The sequence below is a fragment of the Streptomyces caniscabiei genome (genome assembly GCF_014930365.1).
Lineage (GTDB): Bacteria > Actinomycetota > Actinomycetes > Streptomycetales > Streptomycetaceae > Streptomyces > Streptomyces caniscabiei.
Map to the genome: position 1 here is coordinate 384,693 of NZ_JABXWI010000009.1, position 20,692 is coordinate 405,384.

Consider the following 20,692-nt stretch of genomic DNA (forward strand, 5'->3'; position numbering starts at 1 on the left):
CCGCCGGTCGCGCGCGGCCGCTTGCCGTTTGAACGACCGGGTTCGGGCAACCCGGTGCGAAACGGCCCGACGGGGCGAGACGCCCGGGCCGAGGACTCTGGAAGGCATTCATGTCCACAGGATTGATCATCGCTTTGATCGTGATCGTGGCGGTCGTGGTCGTCGTGGCCGCCGTCCTGACCCTGCGCGCCCGTAGGAGCGCGGGTGGCGGCGGCTCGCTGAAGCGGCGTTTCGGGCCCGAGTACGACCGGACCGTGGCCCGCCACGACGGCGACGAGCGGGCCGCGGCCCGGGAGCTCGCGGAGCGGGTGAAGCGGCACGGCTCGCTGGAGAAGCGTCCGCTGCCGAGCGCCGAGCGCGAACGGTACGAGACGCGCTGGGCCACCGCCCAGGAGCGCTTCGTCGACTCGCCCCGTGAGGCGGTCGCCGAGGCGGACCGGCTGCTCTCGGAGGTGGCCGAGGCCCGCGGCTTCCCGGACGGGAACCGCTACGAGACCCAGCTGGAGGCGCTCTCCGTCCACCACGCCCACCATGTGCACGGCTACCGCCGGGTGCACCTCGCGGCGCACACCACCGGCGACACCGCACAGGGCCGAGCGGGTGACGGCAACGGCGTCGCCGTCGGCACCGGCACCGAGGACATGCGCGAGGCCATGATCGAGGCCCGTGCCCTGTTCGAGGACCTGGTGACACCGGACCGCCGGGACGCACGGGCGGACCGTGACGCCTCGGCCGGACAGCAGGGCCGCGCCCACCACGACGGCTCGGCGCGACACGACGGGCGCGACGGTGCGGCCGCCGACGGCCGCCACCGGTCCCATCTGCCATGGGCGCCGGCCAGGCGCCACGCGAAAGGGAGTTGAGGGGGATGACTGACGACGTGACGAAGGGCGAGAGCATCCGCGAACGCGGTCCGCGGAACACGCGGGAAGCCGACGCGAGGCGGGACGGCACGCGGGCGAGCGCCATCCCGCCGGGCACCCGCGCGGCGGACGCGACCGGCGACGCGAAGGGCGGCACCGGCACCGGCACCGGGGCTCCTCTGGTGGCCGGCCACGACACCACCGAGGGCCACACCGGCGGCCGTACCGAGCACAGGACGATGGGCGGCCGCGACGAGCCCGGCCGGGGCCGCGGCGAGGACCCGGCCCGCGCCACCGACGGGGCCGGCTCCCGGTCCGCAGGTGGGGCCGGATCGTCTCTGCTGCCCCACGACGAGAGCGACAAGCTGACGCTGCGGATGCAGCACGCGGTCGGCGGGTTCGTCGACGGGCCCCGGTCCGCCGTCGAGGAGGCCGACCACGTCCTGGAAGAGGTCACCGCCCGCTTCACCGACGCGATGACCCAGCGGCGCCGCACCCTCCGCACCTCGTGGGAGACCACCGGCGACGACCGCGCCACCGACACCGAACAGCTCCGCCTGGCCCTGCGCGACTACCGCGAACTGACCGAACGGCTGCTGCGCCTCTGACGGCGACGGCGGCACACGCCGAGACCGCGCCCCGGGTCGTGCCCCGGGGCGCGGTCTCACGCGTGCCGGCACGGCGCGCCGCAGGGGAACCCCGGGCGGATGGTTGCGTTCCGGGGGCGCATCCACGGTGGACCACGGCCCGGTCGCTCCCGCGCTCCTAACATCCCCTCAGCTGCGTGAAATGTTCGAGGGGGCGGCATGGCACGAGTCGTGGGGATCGACCTGGGCATTAGGGGCGCGGTCGTCGCCGTGCTGGACGGTGGCGCCGGAGGGCAGTGGAAACCCTGCGTGGTCCCCAGCGCCGAGGGGTCCGGCAGCACACCGTCCGTGGTGGCGTTCACGGCGGACGGTACGACGCTGGTCGGCGAGGCGGCCCGGCGGCAGGCCCTCGTCAATGTCGTCGGCACCGTCTCCCGCGTCAAGCGGCACCTGGGCACCGACCGGCTCTACGTCCACGGCGGCAGGACCCGCGGGCCGAGCGGGATCACCGCGTTGCTTCTCGCCAAGCTCAAGCGGGACGCGGAGGCGTACCTCGGCGAAGAGGTCACCGGTGCCGTCGTCACCGTGCCGGCCCACTTCTCGCACGCCGCCCGCCTGGCCGTCAAGGAAGCGGGCGCACGGGCGGGTCTGCCGGTGCCGCGCCTGCTCAACGAGCCCACGGCGGCCGCCCTGTTCGACGGGATCGACCGCGACGACGAGATCGTCCTGGTCGTCCACTGCGGCGGTGGAACAGTCGCCTTCTCCCTGGTGGAGGCCGGGGACGGCGTCACCGAGGTCAAGGCGAGCCGTGGTGACGTCCGGCTCGGCGGTGACGACTGGGACAGGGAGACGGCCCGGCACCTCGCCGCCCGCTTCCGCGCACTGCACGGAATGGACCCGGCGGCCGACCCGACGTCCCTGCGCCGACTGTGCGAGGCCGCCGAGAACGCCAAGATCGAACTGTCGTCGGCCACCGAGACCACGATCGAGGTGCCCTGCGTCGCGATGTCCGCGGCGGGGCCGCTGCATCTGCACGACCGGCTGAGCCGGAACGAGTTCCAGCACGTCACCCGGCCCCTTCTCGACCGGTGCGGGGCAGCCCTGGCGGAGGTGTTCGCCGCTGCGGCCATCTCGGTGTCGGAGGTGTCCCGGGTCGTCATGACCGGAGGGGCGACCCGGATGCCCGCCCTGATCTCCCTGGTCCGGGACCACTTCGGCGACCACACCCCCACCGTGGTGACGCAGCCGGGCGAGGGCGTCGCGTTCGGGGCCGCGCTCCAGGCGGGCGTGCTCACCGGGATCGTCAGCGGCGCCCTGGTACTGGAAGCCGCCTCGCACTCCCTGGGGGTCGCCACCCGGGGCGGTGCGATGAACAGGCTCATCGAGCGGGACACCACCCTTCCGACGCGGCGCTCGGAGCTGTTCACCCCGGTCCGCGACGTGGACGCGGCGGACGGAGCGATCGTCCGGATCCCGGTCTACGAGGGCGAGGAGGAGAACGTGGCCGACAACGCCCTCATCGGCGTCCTGAACCTCACCGACCTGACCGTGCCCCCGGAGGGCCGGGCGCCGGACATCGAGGTGGCGCTCGATGTCGACGGCGACGCCCTGGTGCGCGTCTCGGCGACGGACCACGCCACGCGCACGACCTGGTCGAGGACCCCCGAGGGCACCTGCGCGGTGGAACACACCCCGCCCGTCCAGGGCCCGAACGCCCGCGCCCGCACACTGCTCGGCGTGCTGCTCGGTGTCCTGATCACCCTGACCCTCCTCGGCGGCATCCTATGGGCGTTGTGGTGACCAGCGGCTCACCCCTCCTGGCTCTGCCGTCCCTCGTGACGCTCGCGCCACTGGCGTACGGCCTCTTCGACGTCGTACGGCTTCAGGCCGAGCGGTGGTCCCGGCGGGGGCCTGAACATCATGTCGCGGATCTTGGCGTTGATCTCGGTGAGGATCTTGCGGACGACGCGTTCGGAAGGGGCCTCGGCGGCCGTCGCGAGGGCGTCCTCGGCCTCCTTGCGCAGGGCCAGGGTCGGGGGCAGGACGGACATGCCCTCGCGGGCCATCTTCCTTTTGATCCACCACAGTTCGTCGTACGTGGTGTCGTCGCCCTCCAGGGGCCGGCCCGCGCCCGGGAGGGCCTTGAAGTCGCCGCGCGCCTCGGCGTCGCGGATCTGTTTGTCGACGAAGGACTCGAAGCTGACACCGGGGGGCTTTCGCTCGGTCATGCGTCCATTGTGCCGGAGCCCGCACAACAGGACGATCCGGCGATTTATCATGCGGCGGCGGCGCGCCAAACGCGCCGTGCGCAGCGACAATTGGAGTTTGACCCGTTAGGAGCGGTACGTGCTCGAACTCACCATGGCCTCGGTCTCCGAGGCGGACGCCGGGGCGACGGCCGGCATGCAGATGGCCGACGCGCCCAGCGAGCCGGGCGGCGTGCTCCGGGTGGGCCGCGATCGGGCGGTGTGCCGGCTCGCGACACCGGACGACTGGCTCTTCGTCTCCCGTGTGCATCTGGAGTTCCTGTGCGCCCCCGACGGGAGCTGGCAGGTCACCTGGCTGCGGGGCTCGCACGCCGACCCGTCCTCCGAGGTGCGGCTGACCCTGCTCGGCCACCAGCCCTCGCCCCTGCCGTACGGCGGCACGGCGAAGCTCCCGCACGGCAGCTCCGGCGAACTCGTCATCCTCGACCGCACGGCCCCCCGCAGCGTCAACGTGGGCTTCTACCACGAGGCCTGACAGGGCCCGCCCCGGAGCGGCGGGGCCGATGCGGCGGCGGGGTCAGTCGGTGACCCGGGCCAGCGCGAAGCCGTCGTACCCCTTGGTGCCCACGGTCTGGATCGCCGTGCCGTTCAACCTCGGGTGTGTGGCGATGAGTTCGATGGCGGCCCGGGTGCCGCGGACGTCCGGCTCGGTGCTGTCGGCGTCGGCGACCCGGCCGCCGCGCACCACGTTGTCGACGACGATGACGCTGCCGGCGCGGGTGAGCTTGAGGGCCCACTCCACGTAGTGCGGGTTGTTGGCCTTGTCCGCGTCGATGAAGACCAGGTCGAACGGCTCGGGGTTCTCGTCGGTCAGCTTCGGCAGCGACTCCAGGGCGGGGCCGACGCGTACCTCGACGAGGGTGTCGAGTCCGGCGCGCGCGATGTTGCGGCACGCGACCTCCGCGTGCCGGGCGCTGTACTCCAGGGAGATCAGCCGGCCGTCGGCGGGCAGCGCGCGGGCCAGCCAGATGGTGCTGTAGCCGCCGAGGGTGCCGATCTCCAGGATGCGCCGGGCGCCCTGGATCTGGGCCAGGAGGTGGAGGAACTTGCCCTGGGCCGCGGCGACGTCGATGGCCGGGAGCCCGGCCGCCTCGTTGTCGCGCAGCGCCGCGCCCAGGGCCTCGTCGTTCGGGGCGAGGTGGGTGGTGAAGTAGGCGTCGACGTCGTCCCAGGTCCGTGACTCGCTCATGAAGCTGTGCCTCCCGCGCCTTCCGTCAGGCTGTTTACTTAGAAATGCTAAGTAGGTGCGCTAATGAATATAGGCGCGGGGCGGGCTCTCTGTCAGCGGTTCACCGATGTGTTTCAGCCGTTCGGTGCGGACTTGGGGCCGGCCGGGGCCCCGGGCGCCGGCGGCTGGGCCCCGGGCGGCATCGGAACCCCGGGAGGCATCGAAGCCCCGGGCGGCACCGGCGCTCCCGGCGGCAGATGCGCCCCCGGCGGATAGGCGCCCGGGGCCCCCGGCGCGTAGGCGCCCGGCGGGACGAACGCGCCCGGCGGGGGTACGGGCGGCAGTTGCCGCTTGGCGTTGCGCTTGAGCACGATCGCGACGGCCACCGCCTTGATCGCCAGCACGGCGATGCCGATGCCGAAGGACAGCACCCAGCCGGGGATGCCCCATACGGTCCACATCTCGTCCACGTGGATGACCTCTCGATAGGTGTCGTCGGCCGCGGCCCGCCGCAGCGTGTGGTCGCCGGAGATCCGCTCCGGCCGCGGGAAGTCCTGCTCGACGGCGGTGAGGAAGTCCGTGCCGCCCGCGGTCAGGTCGCCGAGCGCGCCGGCCGGTGCGCCGAGCCGGCCGGCGAACGTCACCTCCGGTTCGTCCCCGCCGATCGCCGAGCCCGGCTCCATCCGGTGCTCGGCGAGCACGTACAGGCCGAGCGCCTGCGGGGTGGCGGCCAGCCGCGACAGCCGCATCGGGTAGACCGGCTCGTCGCTGGCGAAGGTGAGGTGGAGCGGGTCGAGGGTGCCGGAGAGCGGGGCGGAGTCGGCCGTGTCCTCGGGCGCCAGCCGGATGGCCACGTACTCCCACTGCTGCCGGACGTACGGCTCCAGCGCCGTGTCCAGGCGGTCCGGAAGCCGGAAGCCGTTGTCGTCCAGCCAGTCGCCGAGCGCGCCGGAGTCGGTGGCGGTCAGCCGGGCCACGTCGAACGGGCCGAGCCGCTCACGGCCGACGACGTCCACCGAGGACCGCGGGTCCCCGGGCGCGGCGTCGCCCACCGCGCCGTCGCCCTCGAACATGTCGAACGGCCAGTCGTCCGAGCGCGGCCAGAAGTACTCCCGCTTCTCGTACGCGGGCGCGGTCTCCTCGTCGAGCTGGTCGAAGAGGGCCGCGTCGCCCAGCTCGACCGTCGCCCGGTTCGGCACCGGCATGATCCACGCGGCCGTCCGGGCGTCGCCGGAGACCGTCAGGCTCATCACGATCTGTTCCTCGCGGCCGTCCCAGCGCACCACGGACCGCTCGCGGCTCACGTACACGCTCCGCTGGTCGTCCGGCACCATCGCGCCGCAGCCGCAGGCGTACGCCGGTGCCACGAGCGAGGCCAACTGAAGCCCCAGCAGCGCAAGTACGACCACCACGAGCCGTCCGCGCACCCCGCGCTCCTCGTGTGTCCCGCGCGGTCCGTGCGCCTTTCGCGCCGGACGCGCGCGCCCCCGTACGAAACCCTTCATCCCCCGTGCCCTTTCCCTGCCCCGCCGACGTGCCGTACCGCTCGGAGCCATGGTTCCAGGTGTTTGTCAGTGGCCTGTCACCAGCGTGCCCGTGATGCGCATCCGTGATCCGCGTCAGTGATCCGCGTCCGTGATCGGCCTCGTGCCCTGAGCGGGTCGGCGGCCCTGCGCGGACTATCGTCATCCGGACAGAATCGGGGCGACTCACAGGTGAAGCCGGGGTTGCCCGCGTCTCCCCACCGGGACGAGTGCGAGCCTTCTCGGGGGGACGGTCGACGGGGCGGGAGGACGACGGCGCGTGGCGACGGAGCGGAGCGGACCGGGCGGTGCCGTGGGTACGGGTGCGACGGCGGCACGGCTGGGGGCCCTGCGCGCGGTGCTGTGGCTGGTCGCCGGCATCCTGGCGGTGCGTCAGATCGCGCTCGTGCTGCACACGCCCAAGGGCGAGCGGCTGACTGACCTGGAGACCTGGGTCGGGCCCAGCGGCGTCCTCCATGTGAACGGCTCGCTGTACGACTCGACGCGGTTCACCGGCACCCCCTTCGGCGGCCTCGTCCTCAAGCCCCTCACCCGTACGGCCGAACAGGCCCTCGGCTGGGGCTGGACCTTCGGCACCCTCCTGCTGGTCGTCGCCCTCGGCCTGGTCGCCGCCCGCGCCCTGCCCCAGCCCGTCACCCGCCGTACGGCATTGCTCGCCGCGCCCGTCGCGGTCACCCTGCTGATGCTGTCGCTGCCGGTGCGCAACACGCTCTACCTGGGCCAGACCAGCATCATCCCCGTCCTGCTCGTCCTCGCGGGCTGCTTCGCGGTGCGGGGGGAGCGCACCAGCGGGGCCTTCATAGGGCTTGCCGCGGCCTTCCAGCCGACCGTGCTGCTGTTCGTGCCGCTGCTGTGGTTCACCGGGCGCAGGCGGGCCGCCGCGAGCACGGGGATCACGTTCGCCGGGGCCACCGCGCTGGCCTGGGCCGCGATGCCGCACGACTCGTTCACCTACTGGGTGCACCACCTCGCGGGCGTCGGCCTCGGCGGCCGGGCGGACGACCTCGCCAACCAGTCCCTGCACGGCGCGCTGCTCCGGCTGGGCCTCGAAGGTCCGCTGGAGATCGTCGTCTTCTTCGCGCTGGCCGCCGCCGTCGCCGCGCTCGGCATGCGGCGGGCCGTGCGCTACGCCCGCGACGGACAGCTGCTGCTCGCCGTCGCGGTCACCGGCTGTGTCGTGGTCGCCGTCTCCCCGACGTCCTGGAAGCACCAGCTGCTGTGGGTGCTGCTCACGGCCGTCGGCCGGGTCGGCACCCAGGCGTCCTCGCGGTACGTGTGGCCGGTCGCGGTCGTCCTGGTGATGACCCTCCCGGCGAAGATGATGGTCCCGAACGCGGACGTCCTGCACCCGGTCCGTGACAACGTCGTCCTGCTGGCCGCGCTCGCCGCCGCCCTCGTCGTGCCGTTCCTCTCCCGTACCTCGGAGTACTACCGGGCGCCCGTCCCCACGGAGTACGCCCCGAGGACGGAGACCCGCTTCAGCTGGGCCCCGCTCCTGCGCCGGGTGGCCACCCGGCCGAACCTGTTCCTGGAGCTGCTGCTGATCCGCGTCACGTACGCGGCCTACCAGCGCACCCGCCTGGAGGCCACCGGCAGCCGCGGCACCGCCGAGGAGCACGCCCGGCAGATCCTCTCCGTCGAGAAGGCCCTCTTCCTCGATGTCGAGCACTGGTTCAACCACGCCGTGGTCCGGATCGACTGGCTGCGGGCCTTCTTCGACTTCTACTACACGTCGTTCCACTTCGTGGTCCCGCTGACCGTCCTCGGCCTGCTCTACTGGCGCCGGCCCGCCGACTACCGCTGGGCGCGCACGGCCATCGGCTTCACCACGGTCCTCGCGCTCGTCGGTTTCTTCTTCTACCCCCTGGCGCCGCCGCGGCTGATGCCCGGCCTCGGCATCATCGACACCATCCACGGCGTCCAGGACTTCTCCCGGCCGGACTACGGCCGGCTGACCGAACTCACCAACCAGTACGCGGCGATGCCGTCCCTGCACTTCGGCTGGTCCCTGTGGTGCGGGCTCACGATCGCGATCGTCGCCCCCAGGGTGTGGATGAAGGTCCTGGGCCTGCTGCACCCCTTCTTCACGGTCCTGGCGATCGTCGCGACCGGCAACCACTGGGTCCTCGACGCGGTCGGCGGGGCGGCCGTCGTGGGCGCCGGCTTCGGCCTCACCTACCTCCTGACCGGGCCCCGCGCGGACGCGGCCCGCAAGGGCGACGGGGAGCCGGGCGACCGGCCCCGGCCCACCGGCGAACTCGCCCCGGCCGCCCGGCGGAGGGAGGGATGACGTCGGTGGACACCGGGTCGCGGCACTAACCTGCCGTGGTGACCGGAAACGAGCTGGACGAGTTGATCGTCGCTGACGCCGCGGCGCTGCGCGCGTGGCTGCTGGACAACCACGCCTCTTCCCCTGGCGTGTGGCTCGCCCTGACCAGGAAGGGCGGCTCGGTCACCACGCTGACCTGGCAGCAGGCGGTCGACGAGGGGCTGTGCTTCGGCTGGATCGACGGGCAGGCCCGCAAGCGCGACGAGGGCAGTTCCTGGCGGCGGTTCACCCCGCGCCGGCCCCGCAGCGTGTGGTCCCGGCGCAACGTCGCCAACGTGGCCCGGCTGGAGGCGGCCGGCCTGATGCTGCCCGCCGGCCGCGCCGCGGTGGACGCGGCGAAGGCCGACGGGCGGTGGGCGGCCGCCTACGCGCCGTCGTCGGAGGCGGAGGTGCCGGCCGACCTGCGCGCCGCGATCGCCGCCGACCCGGCGGCGCAGGCCATGTTCGAGGTACTCACCAAGACCAACCGCTTCGCCCTCGTCAACCGGGTCAACGCTGTCAAGCGGGCCGAGACGCGCACCCGGAAGATCGCCGAGTACGTGGCGATGCTGGCCCGCCACGAGACGCTCCACCCGCAGCGCGCCAAGCCGGCGGACCCGCCGACGTCGTGACCGGCCGACGGCGCGGGGACGGGCTGGGCGGGGACGGGCCGACGGCGCGGGGGGACGGGCCGACGGCGCCGGGAGGCCGTCGGCCCGAGTACGGAGGGCTGTGGTCAGGTGGTGACCTGGAGGTGCTTGACCCCGTTGATCCAGGCCGAGCGCAGCCGGTCCGGTTCACCGGCGAGTCTGAGGCCCGGCATCGCGTCGGCGATCGCGTTGAAGATCAGGTCGATCTCCAGCACCGCGAGGGACTTGCCGAGGCAGAAGTGCGGGCCTCCGCCGCCGAAGCCGAGGTGCGGGTTGGGGTCGCGGGTGATGTCGAAGCTGTCGGGGTGGTCGAAGACGTCCGGGTCGTGGTTGGCGGAGGCGTAGAAGATGCCGACGCGGTCGCCCTCCTTGACGAGCTTGCCGCCGAGTTCCACGTCCTGGGTGGCGGTGCGCTGGAAGGCGTTGACCGGGGCCGCCCAGCGGACGATCTCCTCGGCCGCCGTCGCGGGGCGCTCGCGTTTGTACAGCTCCCACTGGTCGGGGTGGGTGAGGAAGGCGTGCATGCCGTGGGTGATGGCGTTGCGGGTCGTCTCGTTGCCCGCGACCGCCAGCATCAGCACGAAGAAGCCGAACTCGTCGGAGGCGAGGTTCCCCTCGTCCTCGGCGGCCACCAGGGTGGTGACGATGTCCTTCGCCGGGCACTGCTTGCGGTCGGCGGCCATGTTCATGGCGTAGGCGATGAGTTCCATCGCCGACTGCTGGCCGACCTCCTCGGTGATGGCGTACTCCGGGTCGTCGTAGGAGATCATCCGGTTCGACCACTCGAAGATCCGGATGCGGTCCTCCTGCGGGATGCCGATCAGTTCGGCGATGGCCTGGAGGGGGAGTTCGCAGGCGATCTCGGTGACGAAGTCGAAGGGGCCGGAACGGGCGACGGCCTGGCGGGCGATGGTCAGGGCGCGGTGGCGCAGGTTGTCCTCCAGCGCGCGGATCGCCCTCGGGGTGAACACGCGCTGCACGATCTGGCGGACCCGGGTGTGCTCCGGCGGGTCCATGTTCAGCAGGATCAGGCGCTGGGCGTCGATGGCGTCGCGTTCGATGTGCTCGTTGAAGCGGATGATCGCGGTGTTGACCGTCGAGGAGAACAACTCCGGGTGCGTGGAGACGTACTTGACGTCCGCGTGCCGGGTGACGGCCCAGTAGCCCTCGTCCGCGAAGCCCGCGAGGCCGGGTGCCTGCGGGATCCAGTGGACCGGTTCCGTGCGGCGCAGTTCGGCGAACTCCGGGAGGGGGACACGGTGGTGCAGCAGATCGGGGTCGGTGAAGTCGAACCCGTCGGGCAGCGCTGGACAGGGCATCGGCAACTCCTGACGGAGCATCAGATAGCAGGAATTGCGGTGACGGTAGTAACGGGTTCCAGAACAAGCAAGGGGTGCGCGCTCCTCAATCGGCTTCCAATTGCCGCACGCCCCTTGCGGTGCCGGAGCGCCCCTCCGCAGACTGCTGAAGAGAACTAGAACGCGTACTAGTTCTGCGTGGCGGGACGGGCCGGGACGCCCCGCGCCGCGCGGGTAACCGTCGAGAGGATTCCCATGGCCGCGGAACCCGTGATCGTCGAAGCCGTACGCACCCCCATCGGCAGGCGCGGCGGCGCGCTCGCCCATCTGCACCCCGCCTATCTCCTGGGCGAGACCTATCGTGAACTCCTCGGCCGCACCGGCATCCCCGCCGACTGCGTCGAGCAGATCGTCGGCGGCACGGTGACCCACGCCGGCGAACAGTCCATGAACCCAGCGCGCACGGCCTGGCTGACCATGGGCCTGCCGTACGAGACGGCCGCGACCACCGTCGACTGCCAGTGCGGCTCCTCGCAGCAGGCCTCGCACATGGTGGCCAACATGGTCGCGGCCGGCGTCATCGACGTCGGGATCAGCTGCGGGGTCGAGGCCATGTCGCGGGTGCCGCTCGGGTCGGGCTCCAAGCACGGGCCGGGCAAGCCGTTCCCCGACGAGTGGAACGTCGATCTGCCCAACCAGTTCGAGGCCGCCGAGCGGATCGCCCGGCACCGGGGCCTCACCCGGGAGGACGTCGACGCACTGGGCCTGCTCTCCCAGGAGCGGGCCGCCGCCGCGTGGGCCGAGGAGCGGTTCAAGAAGGAGACGTTCGCCGTCCAGGTCCCGACGACCGAGGCGGAACAGGGCGCCGGGCAGGGCATGTGGCGGCTCGTCGACCATGACGAGGGGCTGCGCGACACCTCGGCCGAGGCGCTGGCGCGGCTGAAGCCGATCATGCCGACGGCCGTCCACACCGCGGGCAACTCCTCCCAGATCAGCGACGGCGCGGCGGCGATCATGTGGGCGTCCAAGCGGATGGCGCGGGCGCTGAAACTACGGCCGCGGGCCCGGATCGTCGCCCAGGCGCTGGTCGGCTCCGACCCCCACTTCCACCTCGACGGACCGATCGACGCCACCAAGGCCGTGCTGGGCAAGGCCGGGATGACGCTGCGGGACATCGACCTGGTCGAGATCAACGAGGCCTTCGCGTCGGTGGTGTTGAGCTGGGCGCGGGTCTTCGACCAGGACCTGGCGAAGGTGAACGTCAACGGCGGCGCCATCGCCCTCGGCCACCCGGTGGGCGCGACCGGAGCGCGGCTCATCACGACCGCGCTGCACGAGCTGGAGCGTACGGACAAGGAGTTCGCGCTGGTGACGATGTGCGCGGGCGGCGGGCTGGCGACCGGGACGATCATCCAGCGGCTCTGACGGGCGGGGAGGAGAAAAGGGCCCTGCTGGTCGTCCCGCGGCCAGCAGGGCCTTCCCCCGTGGCGACAGTTCCCCCGTGCCGCCGTGTTCCCCCGTGGCGGCAGATCCCCCGTGCCGCCGTGTTCCCCCGCGGGCGGTCGGTCGTACCGCCCGTTCCCCCGGTGTGCGCGGCCCCCGTACCGCCCACACCACTGATTTCACCGGGTCGCGCATTGTCAGGCAGGGGGGTTCCGGCTGCCAAACAATGGCCGGACGCGATCTCTCCGCTTGGGCGGCCGACTGCGTACGTTGGTGGCGGACGGTGTGGGTGTGCTCAGAGGGGAACAGCGCGGTGGCGGGTCGTCGTGAGGTGCCGGTCGATCCGGGGGCCGGGCCGGTGCAACGGTTCGCGTTCGAGTTGCGCAAACTGCGGACCGGGGCCGGGGGCCTCACCTACCGGGCGATGGCCGGACGGGCGGGCTACTCGATCACCACCCTCTCCCAGGCCGCGGGCGGCGAGCAGTTGCCCACCCTGCCGGTGGCACTGGCCTTCGTACGGGCCTGCGGGGGTGATCCTGCCGAGTGGGAGGCCCGCTGGCACCAGGCGGTAGAGGAGGCCGCCGCCTTCGACCCGGACGGCGACGAGACGGCCGCGGAACCGCCGTACCGGGGCCTCGCCCGGTTCGAGACCGGCGACAGCGGCCTCTTCTTCGGCCGGGACCGCCTCACCGCCGACCTCGTGGACCTGATGCGCCGCCGACGGTTCGCGGCGGTCTTCGGCCCTTCCGGCATCGGCAAGTCCTCCCTCCTGCGCGCCGGTCTGATCCCCGTCCTCAGGCAGTCCGAGGAGCCGGGCCTGCGCCCGTCCGCGATCCGCATCCTGACCCCCGGCGACCACCTGGCCCGCACCCACGAGCTGCTGCGCGAGGCGAGCGGCGGCGGCACCGGCGGCGGTGGTGACACGCTCGTCGTCGTCGACCAGTTCGAGGAGGTCTTCACGCTCTGCCACGACGCCGCCGAACGCGCCCGGTTCATCGACCTGTTGCTCACCGCGCGCGAACCGGCGAGCGGACTGCGGGTGCTGCTGGCGGTGCGCGCGGACTTCTACGGCCGGTGCGCCGAGCACCGGGCGCTGGCCGAGGCGCTCGGCGACGCCAACCTGCTGGCGGGGCCCATGAGCCCGGCCGAACTGCGCGAGGTCGTCGTCAAGCCGGCCGCGGCCGTCGGGCTCACCGTGGAACGCGCGCTGACCACCCGGCTGGTCGAGGAGATCACCGACGCGCCCGGCGGACTGCCGCTGCTGTCGCACGTCCTGCTGGAGACCTGGCGCCGCCGCCGGGGCAAGACCCTGACCCTCGCCGGGTACGAGGCGGCCGGCGGCCTGGACGGGGCGATCGCCAAGACCGCCGAGGACGTCCACGCCGGGTTCACCGTGAGCGAGGCGGCCACCGCCCGCCGGGTGCTGCTGCGGCTCATCTCGCCCGGCGACGGCACACCCGACACCCGCCGGCCGGCCGAACGGGCCGAGCTGGAGACCACCGGCACCGGACGGGAGGAGGTCGCCCGGGTCCTGGAGGCGCTCACCCGGGCCCGCCTCCTCACCCTCGACGGCCCCACCGTGGACCTCGCCCACGAGGCGCTCATCACCGCCTGGCCACGGCTGCGCGGCTGGATCGAGGAGGACCGGGACCGGCTGCGCGCCCACCGGCAACTGACCGAGGCCGCCCGTTCCTGGGAGGAGCTGGGCCGCGACGCGGGCGCGCTGTACCGGGGGAGCCGGCTCGTCAGGGCGCGGGAGTACTTCGCGGGTCCGGGCCACACCGACGACCTGACCGACCAGGAGGCCGCCTTCCTCGCGGCCGGACTCGGCGCGCTGGAGGAGGAGGAGCGTGCCAAGGCCCGCACCACCCGCCGGCTGCGCGTCCTCGTCACCTCCCTGGCCTGCCTACTCGCCCTCGCCCTGACCGCGACCGCCGTCGCCTACTGGCAGCGCCAGAGCGCACTGGACGCGCAACGCGAGGGCCTCTCCCGCCAGTTGGCCGCACAGTCCGCCGCCCTGCTGGACAGTGACACCGACCTCGCGTCGCTGCTGGCCATCAAGGCGTACCGCACCAGCCCCACCAGGGAGGCCACCCGGAGTCTGTACGCCGCCGCGGCCGTTCCGCTCGAACGCCGGCTGACCGGACACACCGGGACCGTCTCCGCGCTGGTCTACAGCCCCGACGGGAAGACCCTCGCCGGCGGCAGCTACGACGGCACGGTAAGGCTGTGGGACACCGGGACCGGACGGACCCGGAAGGTGCTCGCCGGCCGTGCGGACGCGGACGACCCCGATCTCGTCCGCACCGTGGCCTTCGGCCCGGACGGCAGGACCCTCGCCACGAGTCACAACGACGACGCGCGGCTGTGGGACCTGGACACCGGACGCGTACGGGACACGGTCGCCCTGCGGAAACCCGACGACGACAACATGGCTGCGGTCGGCTTCGACCGCTCCGGCCGCGCGCTCGCCGTCGCCGAGAGCGGACAGGTGCGGGACGTGGCCACCGGCCGGGTCACGACCACCCTGAAGGGGCCCACCGGGCTGGAGATGGCGGTGGCGTTCAGCCCCGACGGCCGCACCCTCGCCACCAGCACCCGCGACCGCACCGCCCAACTCTGGGACCTGCGGACCGGGAAGGTCTTCGCCACCCTCAGAAGCAGTACCGGCGTGGTCAGTTCACTGGCCTTCGACGCGGCAGGGAAGACGCTCGCCACGGGCACCGAGGACGGCACCGTCCACCTGTGGGACGTGGCCGACGGCAGCCGGCGCACCACGCTCACCAGCGCCAGCAGCAGGGTCGAGTCCATGGCGTTCGCCCCCGACGGCACAACCCTGGCCGCCGGCAGCTACGACGGCACGGTACGCCTCTGGGACCCGGCCACCGGCCGCGCCCGCTCCACCCTGACCGGGCACACCAGCCCCGTCATGTCGGTGGCGTTCGCTCCCGACGGGCGCGAACTGGCCGCGGGCAACGAGGCCGACGTCTTCGGCGGCGGTGACGTCGCGGTCCGGCTGTGGAAGGTGGGCACGGACCGGCCCCGGGCGACGCTGCGGGTCCCCGGCGGCGACCTGCGGTCGGTGGCCTACAGCCCCGACGGCGACACCATGGCGACCAGCAGCCTCCGGATGTCCGACGACCCGAGGGACGAGACCGGCTCGGTGCGGCTCTGGGACACGGCCACCCGCCGCACGCGCGCCGTGCTCGACGAGGGGCTCACGCATGTCGAGGAGGTCCACTTCAGCCCCGACGGCAGGACGCTCGCCCTCTCCGACGACGCCGGGGCCGAGCTGTGGGACGTCCGCACCCGCCGGCCGCGGGTCACCCTGCCCGCGCGGTTCGTCAACGGGATGGCGTTCAGCCCGGACGGCCGCACCCTGGTCACAGTGGGGGACGGCCTGGTCCTGTGGGACCCCCGGACGGGGCGCCCGCGCGTCGAACTCCCCAAGGCCGAGGAGGGCTCTCCGGTGGCGTTCAGTCCCACGGGCGAGGTGTTCGCCACCACCGGCGGGCAGGAGGCGGAGATCCGGCTGCGCGATCCCGCCACCGGGCGCGTCGTGCGCAGGCTCACGGAACCGGCGGGCGGCGCCGCGTCCGAGGGGGCGCGGGACGACCCGGTCATGATGTTCCGGCAGGTGGAGTCGATGGCGTTCAGCCCGGACGGCCGCGTCCTCGCCTCCGCCGACTCCGACGGCACGGTACGGCTGTGGGACACCGGCACCGGAGACCTCGACGCCACGCTCACCGTCAGCCTCACGCAGGGCCCGGTCACGGTCGCGTTCAGCCCCGACGGCCGGACGCTCGCCACGGCCGGGGGAAGCACGGTACGGCTGTGGGACACCACCACCAGGTACGTCCGGGCGACGCTCCCCGGCGGCGGCGGCGCACGGCTGGCGTTCAGCCCCGACGGCCGCACCCTCGTGGTCGGCGACCAGGGCGACCGTCTCCGCCTGTGGGACGTCGACCTGCCCCTCCCCGCCGAAGTGATCGACCACATCTGCCGCGCCGTCCACCGCGACCTCACCCAGCAGGAACGGGCCCTGTATCTGCCGGATCAGGAGCCGGGCCGAGTGTGCTGAACTCGCGGACGCATTGACCCTGAGGGCACTGCCCCAAGAGTCAATTTCGCCCGACTGGCCTCACCCGTAACGTCGTTGCACGTAACACCGAACTCCAGTTCCCGCAGGGGCGTTTCGCACGGCGACCGCCCCTTGGCACGGAAGGACGGTCGTCTGCGTGTCCACGACTGCAACAGTCCGCAGAACACCACTGATAGCCATGGCGGCGGCCCTCTTCCTCACCGGGTTCGCCGCCGAGTCCACCCCGGCGGCGGCCTCCCAGAGCGGTGAACAGCTCCGTACGGTCGCCGCGTTCGGCACCGTCGCCTCCGCCGGCACGGTCGAGGCGACCGCCGCGAAGGCCAGGACCAGCTACACCCGCACCCGGGGCAGCACCAGCGAGCCCTTCGTGCTCACGGTCGTCGACACCAAGGGCAAGGTGCGCGGCACGATGGGCGGCACCGCGAGCCAGTCGGAGAAGCTGAACTCAAAGTCGCACGACTGGACCCGCACCCTCAAGATCAAGATCACCAGCGCCACCGGCGCGGCCAAGAACGGCGCGAAGATCAACACGAAGATCTCGTGCGGCAAGGGCGCCCGCCGCTGTCAGCCCTCCGCCGCGGTCAAGGGCACCCTGAAGACGGGCCGGACCTACACCGCGACCTGGAAGATCCACTCGCCGGGCAAGAAGACCGTCATCCACAAGCCGGTCCCCGTCGCCACGATCAGCGTGACCGGCGCGACCCCGGACAACAGCTCCCCGGTCACCATGCGCGGCGTCCGCTGCGACAGCGTGTCGTACCTGGGCAAGCCCGGTTGCGTCTACGCCTCCTGGCTGCCGAGCTTCACCCTGTCCCGCAAGGACAGCGCGGTGAAGGAGGCCGCCCAGCACGTCTACGACGCCCAGCGCAAGGTCAAGGGCAAGCCGGGCCTGTCCAAGCCCCTGCACCGACTGACCGGCAAGAAGAAGATCGACAAGAACCGCTCGATCGTCTGCAAGAAGTCGTACAAGCGGCCCAAGGGCAAGTCCTGCGACGAGTACCCCATGGCGTCCACCCGCGAGGGCGGCGGGCAGGAGTCCAAGGGTCTGAGCAGCCACCGCATGATCAACGCCAAGCAGAACAGCAAGGCGGGGACCCGGCTCAACCAGTTCTACGGCCAGAACCGGATCATCGACGGTGACGGGTTCTTCGTGAAGGTCAAGTAGCGAGTAGTACGGGGCAAGTGGCTGACGTAGCCTCGTACGCCCTGTACGAAACGAAGTGGGAGGGTATCCGCGATGACCGACGCGTCCCGGTCCATGGTGCTCTTCGTCGAGGACGGCCGATTCGAGATCGACCCGACGGAGCCCGGCGCCGACGAGAGTCCCGAGATCGAGCCGCCGCTCGGCGAGGCGGTCAACGGGATCGTCGCGGTCACCCACGACGCGGGTGAGATCCGTACGGGGATCAGAAGGGGCAACGTCCATCTCGACGTCCGCCTCCTCGACGCGGAACCCGCCGACGGGACAGCCGGCGGGGACGACTGGGACGAGGTGGTGGACACCACCTTCGTGTCCACCACCGGTTACGCCCGTATCAGCTCCTACGAACACGCCCTGGACCTCAACATCGCCCACCAGGGCCCCGGAACCTACCGCCTCCGCCTGCATGCCAGGGGCCGCGACTCCCAGCCGGGCGCGGCCCTGCGCCGCCGGTCCAAGCCGACGGCCGAGCGGTACGAGTTCCACATCTGGCCGGCCGCGGCTGCCCCCGAGGTGGTGCACAAGGCGACGGACACGGTCGGCCACGAACTGCGCGTCCGGCTCGCGGCGATGGCCGAGCGCGGCGCCGAGTGGTCGCTGGACGACTGGGTGGGCCCGCTCACCGTGAAGGTCACCGACGGCACGTTCTCGCTGCGCGACCCCGACGCCGAGACCCCGCCGCAGCAGGGCGGCTTCCTGTCGACCGCGCGCGACTGGGCCCTGATCTCCACCGGCACCGTCTCCGGCACCGTCACGGTCACCCTGCACCCCGCCGACCGCGACCCCCGGCCCGACCCGCTGCCGTGGGACGAGATCGCCGAGGCCACCGTCCGCTCCACCACCGGAAGCCTCGTGCTGTGCACCGCCGACGGCCCCACGAAGGACGACGAGGACGTCGCCTTCCACGGCCCCCGTCAGTACGGCGTCCGTGTCCACGCCCGCCGTACGCCGCACGGCGAGGACTACCTCGTCCAGACCTGGATGCACGGAAAGAGGTAGGCGACGACCATGCCCCGACTTCTGGGCCCCTGGCCGGTCCGCGTGGACGAGGGCCAGTTCTATCTGGCGCCCGAGGGCGACTTCACCCACATCCCGGCGAAGCGCGCCGAACACGCCCTCGACCGCGCCTACGACGGCGACGGCCTCCTCGGCACCGCCGAGGACGTCGCCTGCGTCCTGACCGGCATCAACTCCGGTTCCGTCCTGCTCTCGGCACTCCTCGTCGACAAGGACCCCGGGCACGACCCCGGCACCTGGGACGACATCGCCACCTCCGAACTCGTCTCACCACGCGGCGACTTCCGCGACAGCGCCCTCATGGGCGAGCGCGGCGACATCAACCTCGCGCATGCCGGCCCCGGCACGTACGGGCTCCGCCTGCACGCCAGGGGGCGCGATGCCGACCCCGACGGCGTCCAGGACGAGGACGAGCCCATCACCGAGCGGTATCTGCTCCAGGTGTGGCCGTCCAGGTGACGAAGAAGGTCTCGATCTGCCCGACAGCGACGCGGTAGAGAGCCTCTGACCGACGTCCTACGGCTCAGGTGGCTCTCCGCTCCGGGCCGGCTGATGGCGAAGGCGGCGGTCCCGGGTGAGGGGACCGCCGCCCTCAGCTGTGCCGTGGCGGGTGTCAGCGCGAGCCGTTGCCGATCTGGGAGTGGTAGGTGCGGGCGCCCTTGCCGGTCACGACCTGGAGCTTCTTGACGGGCTTGGTGCCGGCGCTCCTGTACTTGGGGGTGGCGGTCCAGTTGGTCACACCGTCGAGCGCGTTGGCCTTGAGCTCGGTGCGGGACTTGGAGGGCTTGAGGGCGAAGGCGGCGTTGAAGTTGGTGCCGTAGTTCTTGATCTTCCGGCCCTCGCCGGTGATCCGGTTGCCTTTGGTCTCGTAGGTCAACACGGTCCGCATCCTGGTGACCGAGACGTTGAAGATGCGCTGTTCCGACCAGGTGTTCAGGGTGATGGTCTTACGGTCGTCGACGCCGGGAGCCCCGGCGGACGTCCGGATGGTGAAGGTGACGTCCTTCTTGTAGGTGACGGTCTTCCCGTAGGCGAGGCTGGGGATTCTGCCGTCGTGCGCGACGGCGAACGCCTTGAGCACCTTCGGGTCCTGCAGGTAGCCGACGAATTTCTTCTGCTGGGCCGCGGACAGCTTGTCGAACCCGTGGAGTGTGTCCTTGGCCTCCTCGCCCGGCGCCTTCTTCAGCCACTTCTTGTAGGCGTCCACCGTCAGCTTCGCGGGCGCGGTGGGCTTGGCGGACTCGGCGGCGGTCTGGCCGTCGGCGAAGGCCTGGCCGGTGCCGCCCAGCAGGGCGATGGCGGCGGCTGCGGCTATGGCGGATGCGGTGATGCCGTTGCGCACGGTGGTTCTCTCCTCGTCGCGCGATGCGGGGTGGATTCGCGGTTCCTTCTCGCTGTCGCGACGAAGCTACGGGCGCGCCGAGTCCGGGCGGAATTGTCTCTTGGGGCACTGCCCCGGCGGGCAGTGCCCCAGGAGACGGCTGCCGGCGCCGCACCGCTCGGCGGCGGGTACGGCGAAGGCGGCGGCCCGGGGATCGGGGGCCGTCGCCTTCAGCTGGGAGAGCCGTGCCGGCTGCTGATCAAGCACGAGCGCCGATCAGTATCAGTTCTGATCAGTACCGGTACCGATCAGTACCAGTTGTTGGCCTGCCAGAAGTTCCACGCGCCACAGGGGCTGCCGTAGCGGTCCTTCATGTAGTCCACGCCCCACTTGATCTGGGTGGCGGCGTTGGTCTTCCAGTCGGAGCCGGCCGAGGCCATCTTGGAGCCGGGGAGCGCCTGGACCAGGCCGTAGGCGCCGGAGGACGCGTTCGTCGCGTTGACGTCCCAGTCGCTCTCGTGGTCGACGATCTTGGAGAAGCACGTGTACTCCGCCGAGTCCCCGATCATCTTCTTCGCGACGGCCTGGGCCTGAGAGGCCTCCGACGCGGCCTGGGCGGGCGCGGCGGCGAGTACGGCACCGGTGGCGGCGACGGCCAGGGTGGCACCGGCGAGGGCCTTCTTCGGGGAGGCGATGCGACGGAGAGCGGAGAGGGTCACGGGGATCCTTTTCTTCGGGGACATGGTCGTCGCGGGCATGCCTTCACCACGTGGGGTGCGGTGGGGGCGTACGTCGGCGCCGAGGCCCGGGTGGGCTCGTCGGCGCCGTTGCGACTCATCCAGAGAAACAGCCGGAGCAGGCGTCCGCAATGACCCCTTTTGCTAGTTGCCGTCGTATCCGCACGCTCGGCCCCTTCTGTGACG

Annotated in this window: 17 protein-coding genes; 11 read left to right on the top strand and 6 right to left on the bottom strand. The window is 72.1% G+C overall.

Annotation, left to right across the window (positions count from 1 at the left end; all coding sequences use genetic code 11):
• Positions 1 to 110: 110 nt before the first annotated feature.
• From HW837_RS25995 to HW837_RS26005, 3 genes are all read left to right on the top strand, one after another.
• Positions 111 to 863 (top strand): hypothetical protein, encoded by a 753-nt coding sequence (locus HW837_RS25995; protein WP_045557960.1) that lies wholly within the window; start codon positions 111 to 113, stop codon positions 861 to 863.
• A 5-nt stretch (positions 864 to 868) separates the two neighbouring features.
• Positions 869 to 1,471: a hypothetical protein gene (locus HW837_RS26000; protein WP_193380019.1), complete on the top strand. Its 603-nt coding sequence runs from the start codon at positions 869 to 871 to the stop codon at positions 1,469 to 1,471.
• 198 nt (positions 1,472 to 1,669) lie between these two features.
• Entirely contained in the window at positions 1,670 to 3,250 is a 1,581-nt protein-coding gene (locus HW837_RS26005; RefSeq protein WP_193382443.1) for an Hsp70 family protein, read from the top strand.
• Between the two features lie 8 nt (positions 3,251 to 3,258).
• Here HW837_RS26005 and HW837_RS26010 read toward each other — a convergent pair whose 3' ends face one another.
• Positions 3,259 to 3,678 carry a DnaJ family domain-containing protein gene (locus HW837_RS26010; protein WP_060884886.1) on the bottom strand — a complete coding sequence of 140 codons (420 nt, stop codon included), beginning with the start codon at positions 3,676 to 3,678 and terminating at the stop codon, positions 3,259 to 3,261.
• 118 nt (positions 3,679 to 3,796) lie between these two features.
• Between HW837_RS26010 and HW837_RS26015 the strand changes: the two genes are divergently transcribed.
• A complete protein-coding gene (locus HW837_RS26015; protein ID WP_045557963.1) occupies positions 3,797 to 4,192 on the top strand; it encodes an FHA domain-containing protein in 396 nt (131 codons plus the stop codon).
• Positions 4,193 to 4,234: 42 nt separating this feature from the next.
• Here HW837_RS26015 and HW837_RS26020 read toward each other — a convergent pair whose 3' ends face one another.
• Complete coding sequence (locus tag HW837_RS26020) at positions 4,235 to 4,906, bottom strand: O-methyltransferase (RefSeq protein ID WP_093789249.1); 672 nt, start codon at positions 4,904 to 4,906, stop codon at positions 4,235 to 4,237.
• A gap of 113 nt (positions 4,907 to 5,019) precedes the next feature.
• The gene (locus HW837_RS26025) at positions 5,020 to 6,312 is read right to left on the bottom strand and encodes a DUF2330 domain-containing protein (protein WP_313895583.1); all 1,293 of its coding nucleotides are present in this window, start codon (positions 6,310 to 6,312) and stop codon (positions 5,020 to 5,022) included.
• A 376-nt stretch (positions 6,313 to 6,688) separates the two neighbouring features.
• On the opposite strand from HW837_RS26025, the gene HW837_RS26030 reads away from it, so the two are divergent.
• Both HW837_RS26030 and HW837_RS26035 read left to right on the top strand, forming a co-directional pair.
• The gene (locus HW837_RS26030) at positions 6,689 to 8,719 is read left to right on the top strand and encodes a bifunctional glycosyltransferase 87/phosphatase PAP2 family protein (protein ID WP_045557965.1); all 2,031 of its coding nucleotides are present in this window, start codon (positions 6,689 to 6,691) and stop codon (positions 8,717 to 8,719) included.
• 35 nt (positions 8,720 to 8,754) lie between these two features.
• Positions 8,755 to 9,369 carry a YdeI/OmpD-associated family protein gene (locus HW837_RS26035; RefSeq protein ID WP_045557966.1) on the top strand — a complete coding sequence of 205 codons (615 nt, stop codon included), beginning with the start codon at positions 8,755 to 8,757 and terminating at the stop codon, positions 9,367 to 9,369.
• Positions 9,370 to 9,473: 104 nt separating this feature from the next.
• Here HW837_RS26035 and HW837_RS26040 read toward each other — a convergent pair whose 3' ends face one another.
• Positions 9,474 to 10,706 (bottom strand): cytochrome P450, encoded by a 1,233-nt coding sequence (locus tag HW837_RS26040; protein WP_045557967.1) that lies wholly within the window; start codon positions 10,704 to 10,706, stop codon positions 9,474 to 9,476.
• Between the two features lie 234 nt (positions 10,707 to 10,940).
• Between HW837_RS26040 and HW837_RS26045 the strand changes: the two genes are divergently transcribed.
• From HW837_RS26045 to HW837_RS26065, 5 genes are all read left to right on the top strand, one after another.
• Positions 10,941 to 12,110, top strand: a complete 1,170-nt coding sequence (locus HW837_RS26045; protein ID WP_045557968.1) for a steroid 3-ketoacyl-CoA thiolase — start codon at positions 10,941 to 10,943, stop codon at positions 12,108 to 12,110.
• A gap of 331 nt (positions 12,111 to 12,441) precedes the next feature.
• Positions 12,442 to 16,209 (top strand): nSTAND1 domain-containing NTPase, encoded by a 3,768-nt coding sequence (locus tag HW837_RS26050; protein ID WP_313895584.1) that lies wholly within the window; start codon positions 12,442 to 12,444, stop codon positions 16,207 to 16,209.
• Between the two features lie 157 nt (positions 16,210 to 16,366).
• Complete coding sequence (locus tag HW837_RS50090) at positions 16,367 to 17,395, top strand: NucA/NucB deoxyribonuclease domain-containing protein (RefSeq protein ID WP_143110692.1); 1,029 nt, start codon at positions 16,367 to 16,369, stop codon at positions 17,393 to 17,395.
• Between the two features lie 72 nt (positions 17,396 to 17,467).
• Positions 17,468 to 18,430, top strand: a complete 963-nt coding sequence (locus tag HW837_RS26060; protein ID WP_193382446.1) for a hypothetical protein — start codon at positions 17,468 to 17,470, stop codon at positions 18,428 to 18,430.
• A 9-nt stretch (positions 18,431 to 18,439) separates the two neighbouring features.
• Positions 18,440 to 18,907: a hypothetical protein gene (locus HW837_RS26065; RefSeq protein WP_045557971.1), complete on the top strand. Its 468-nt coding sequence runs from the start codon at positions 18,440 to 18,442 to the stop codon at positions 18,905 to 18,907.
• A gap of 154 nt (positions 18,908 to 19,061) precedes the next feature.
• Here HW837_RS26065 and HW837_RS26070 read toward each other — a convergent pair whose 3' ends face one another.
• Both HW837_RS26070 and HW837_RS26075 read right to left on the bottom strand, forming a co-directional pair.
• Complete coding sequence (locus HW837_RS26070; protein WP_045557972.1) at positions 19,062 to 19,790, bottom strand: hypothetical protein; 729 nt, start codon at positions 19,788 to 19,790, stop codon at positions 19,062 to 19,064.
• A gap of 287 nt (positions 19,791 to 20,077) precedes the next feature.
• On the bottom strand, positions 20,078 to 20,527 hold the full coding sequence (locus HW837_RS26075) for an aggregation-promoting factor C-terminal-like domain-containing protein (RefSeq protein WP_193382447.1): 450 nt from the start codon (positions 20,525 to 20,527) through the stop codon (positions 20,078 to 20,080).
• Between the last annotated feature and the right edge of the window lie 165 nt (positions 20,528 to 20,692).

Bases quoted from the DNA above. Each gene is read 5' to 3' on its own strand.
- HW837_RS25995 (WP_045557960.1), top strand. From the start codon at position 111: ATGTCCACAGGATTGATCATCGCTTTGATCGTGATCGTGGCGGTCGTG.
- HW837_RS26000 (WP_193380019.1), top strand. From the start codon at position 869: ATGACTGACGACGTGACGAAGGGCGAGAGCATCCGCGAACGCGGTCCG.
- HW837_RS26005 (WP_193382443.1), top strand. From the start codon at position 1,670: ATGGCACGAGTCGTGGGGATCGACCTGGGCATTAGGGGCGCGGTCGTC.
- HW837_RS26010 (WP_060884886.1), bottom strand. From the start codon at position 3,678: ATGACCGAGCGAAAGCCCCCCGGTGTCAGCTTCGAGTCCTTCGTCGAC.
- HW837_RS26020 (WP_093789249.1), bottom strand. From the start codon at position 4,906: ATGAGCGAGTCACGGACCTGGGACGACGTCGACGCCTACTTCACCACC.
- HW837_RS26040 (WP_045557967.1), bottom strand. From the start codon at position 10,706: ATGCCCTGTCCAGCGCTGCCCGACGGGTTCGACTTCACCGACCCCGAT.
- HW837_RS26045 (WP_045557968.1), top strand. From the start codon at position 10,941: ATGGCCGCGGAACCCGTGATCGTCGAAGCCGTACGCACCCCCATCGGC.
- HW837_RS26060 (WP_193382446.1), top strand. From the start codon at position 17,468: ATGACCGACGCGTCCCGGTCCATGGTGCTCTTCGTCGAGGACGGCCGA.
- HW837_RS26065 (WP_045557971.1), top strand. From the start codon at position 18,440: ATGCCCCGACTTCTGGGCCCCTGGCCGGTCCGCGTGGACGAGGGCCAG.
- HW837_RS26075 (WP_193382447.1), bottom strand. From the start codon at position 20,527: ATGCCCGCGACGACCATGTCCCCGAAGAAAAGGATCCCCGTGACCCTC.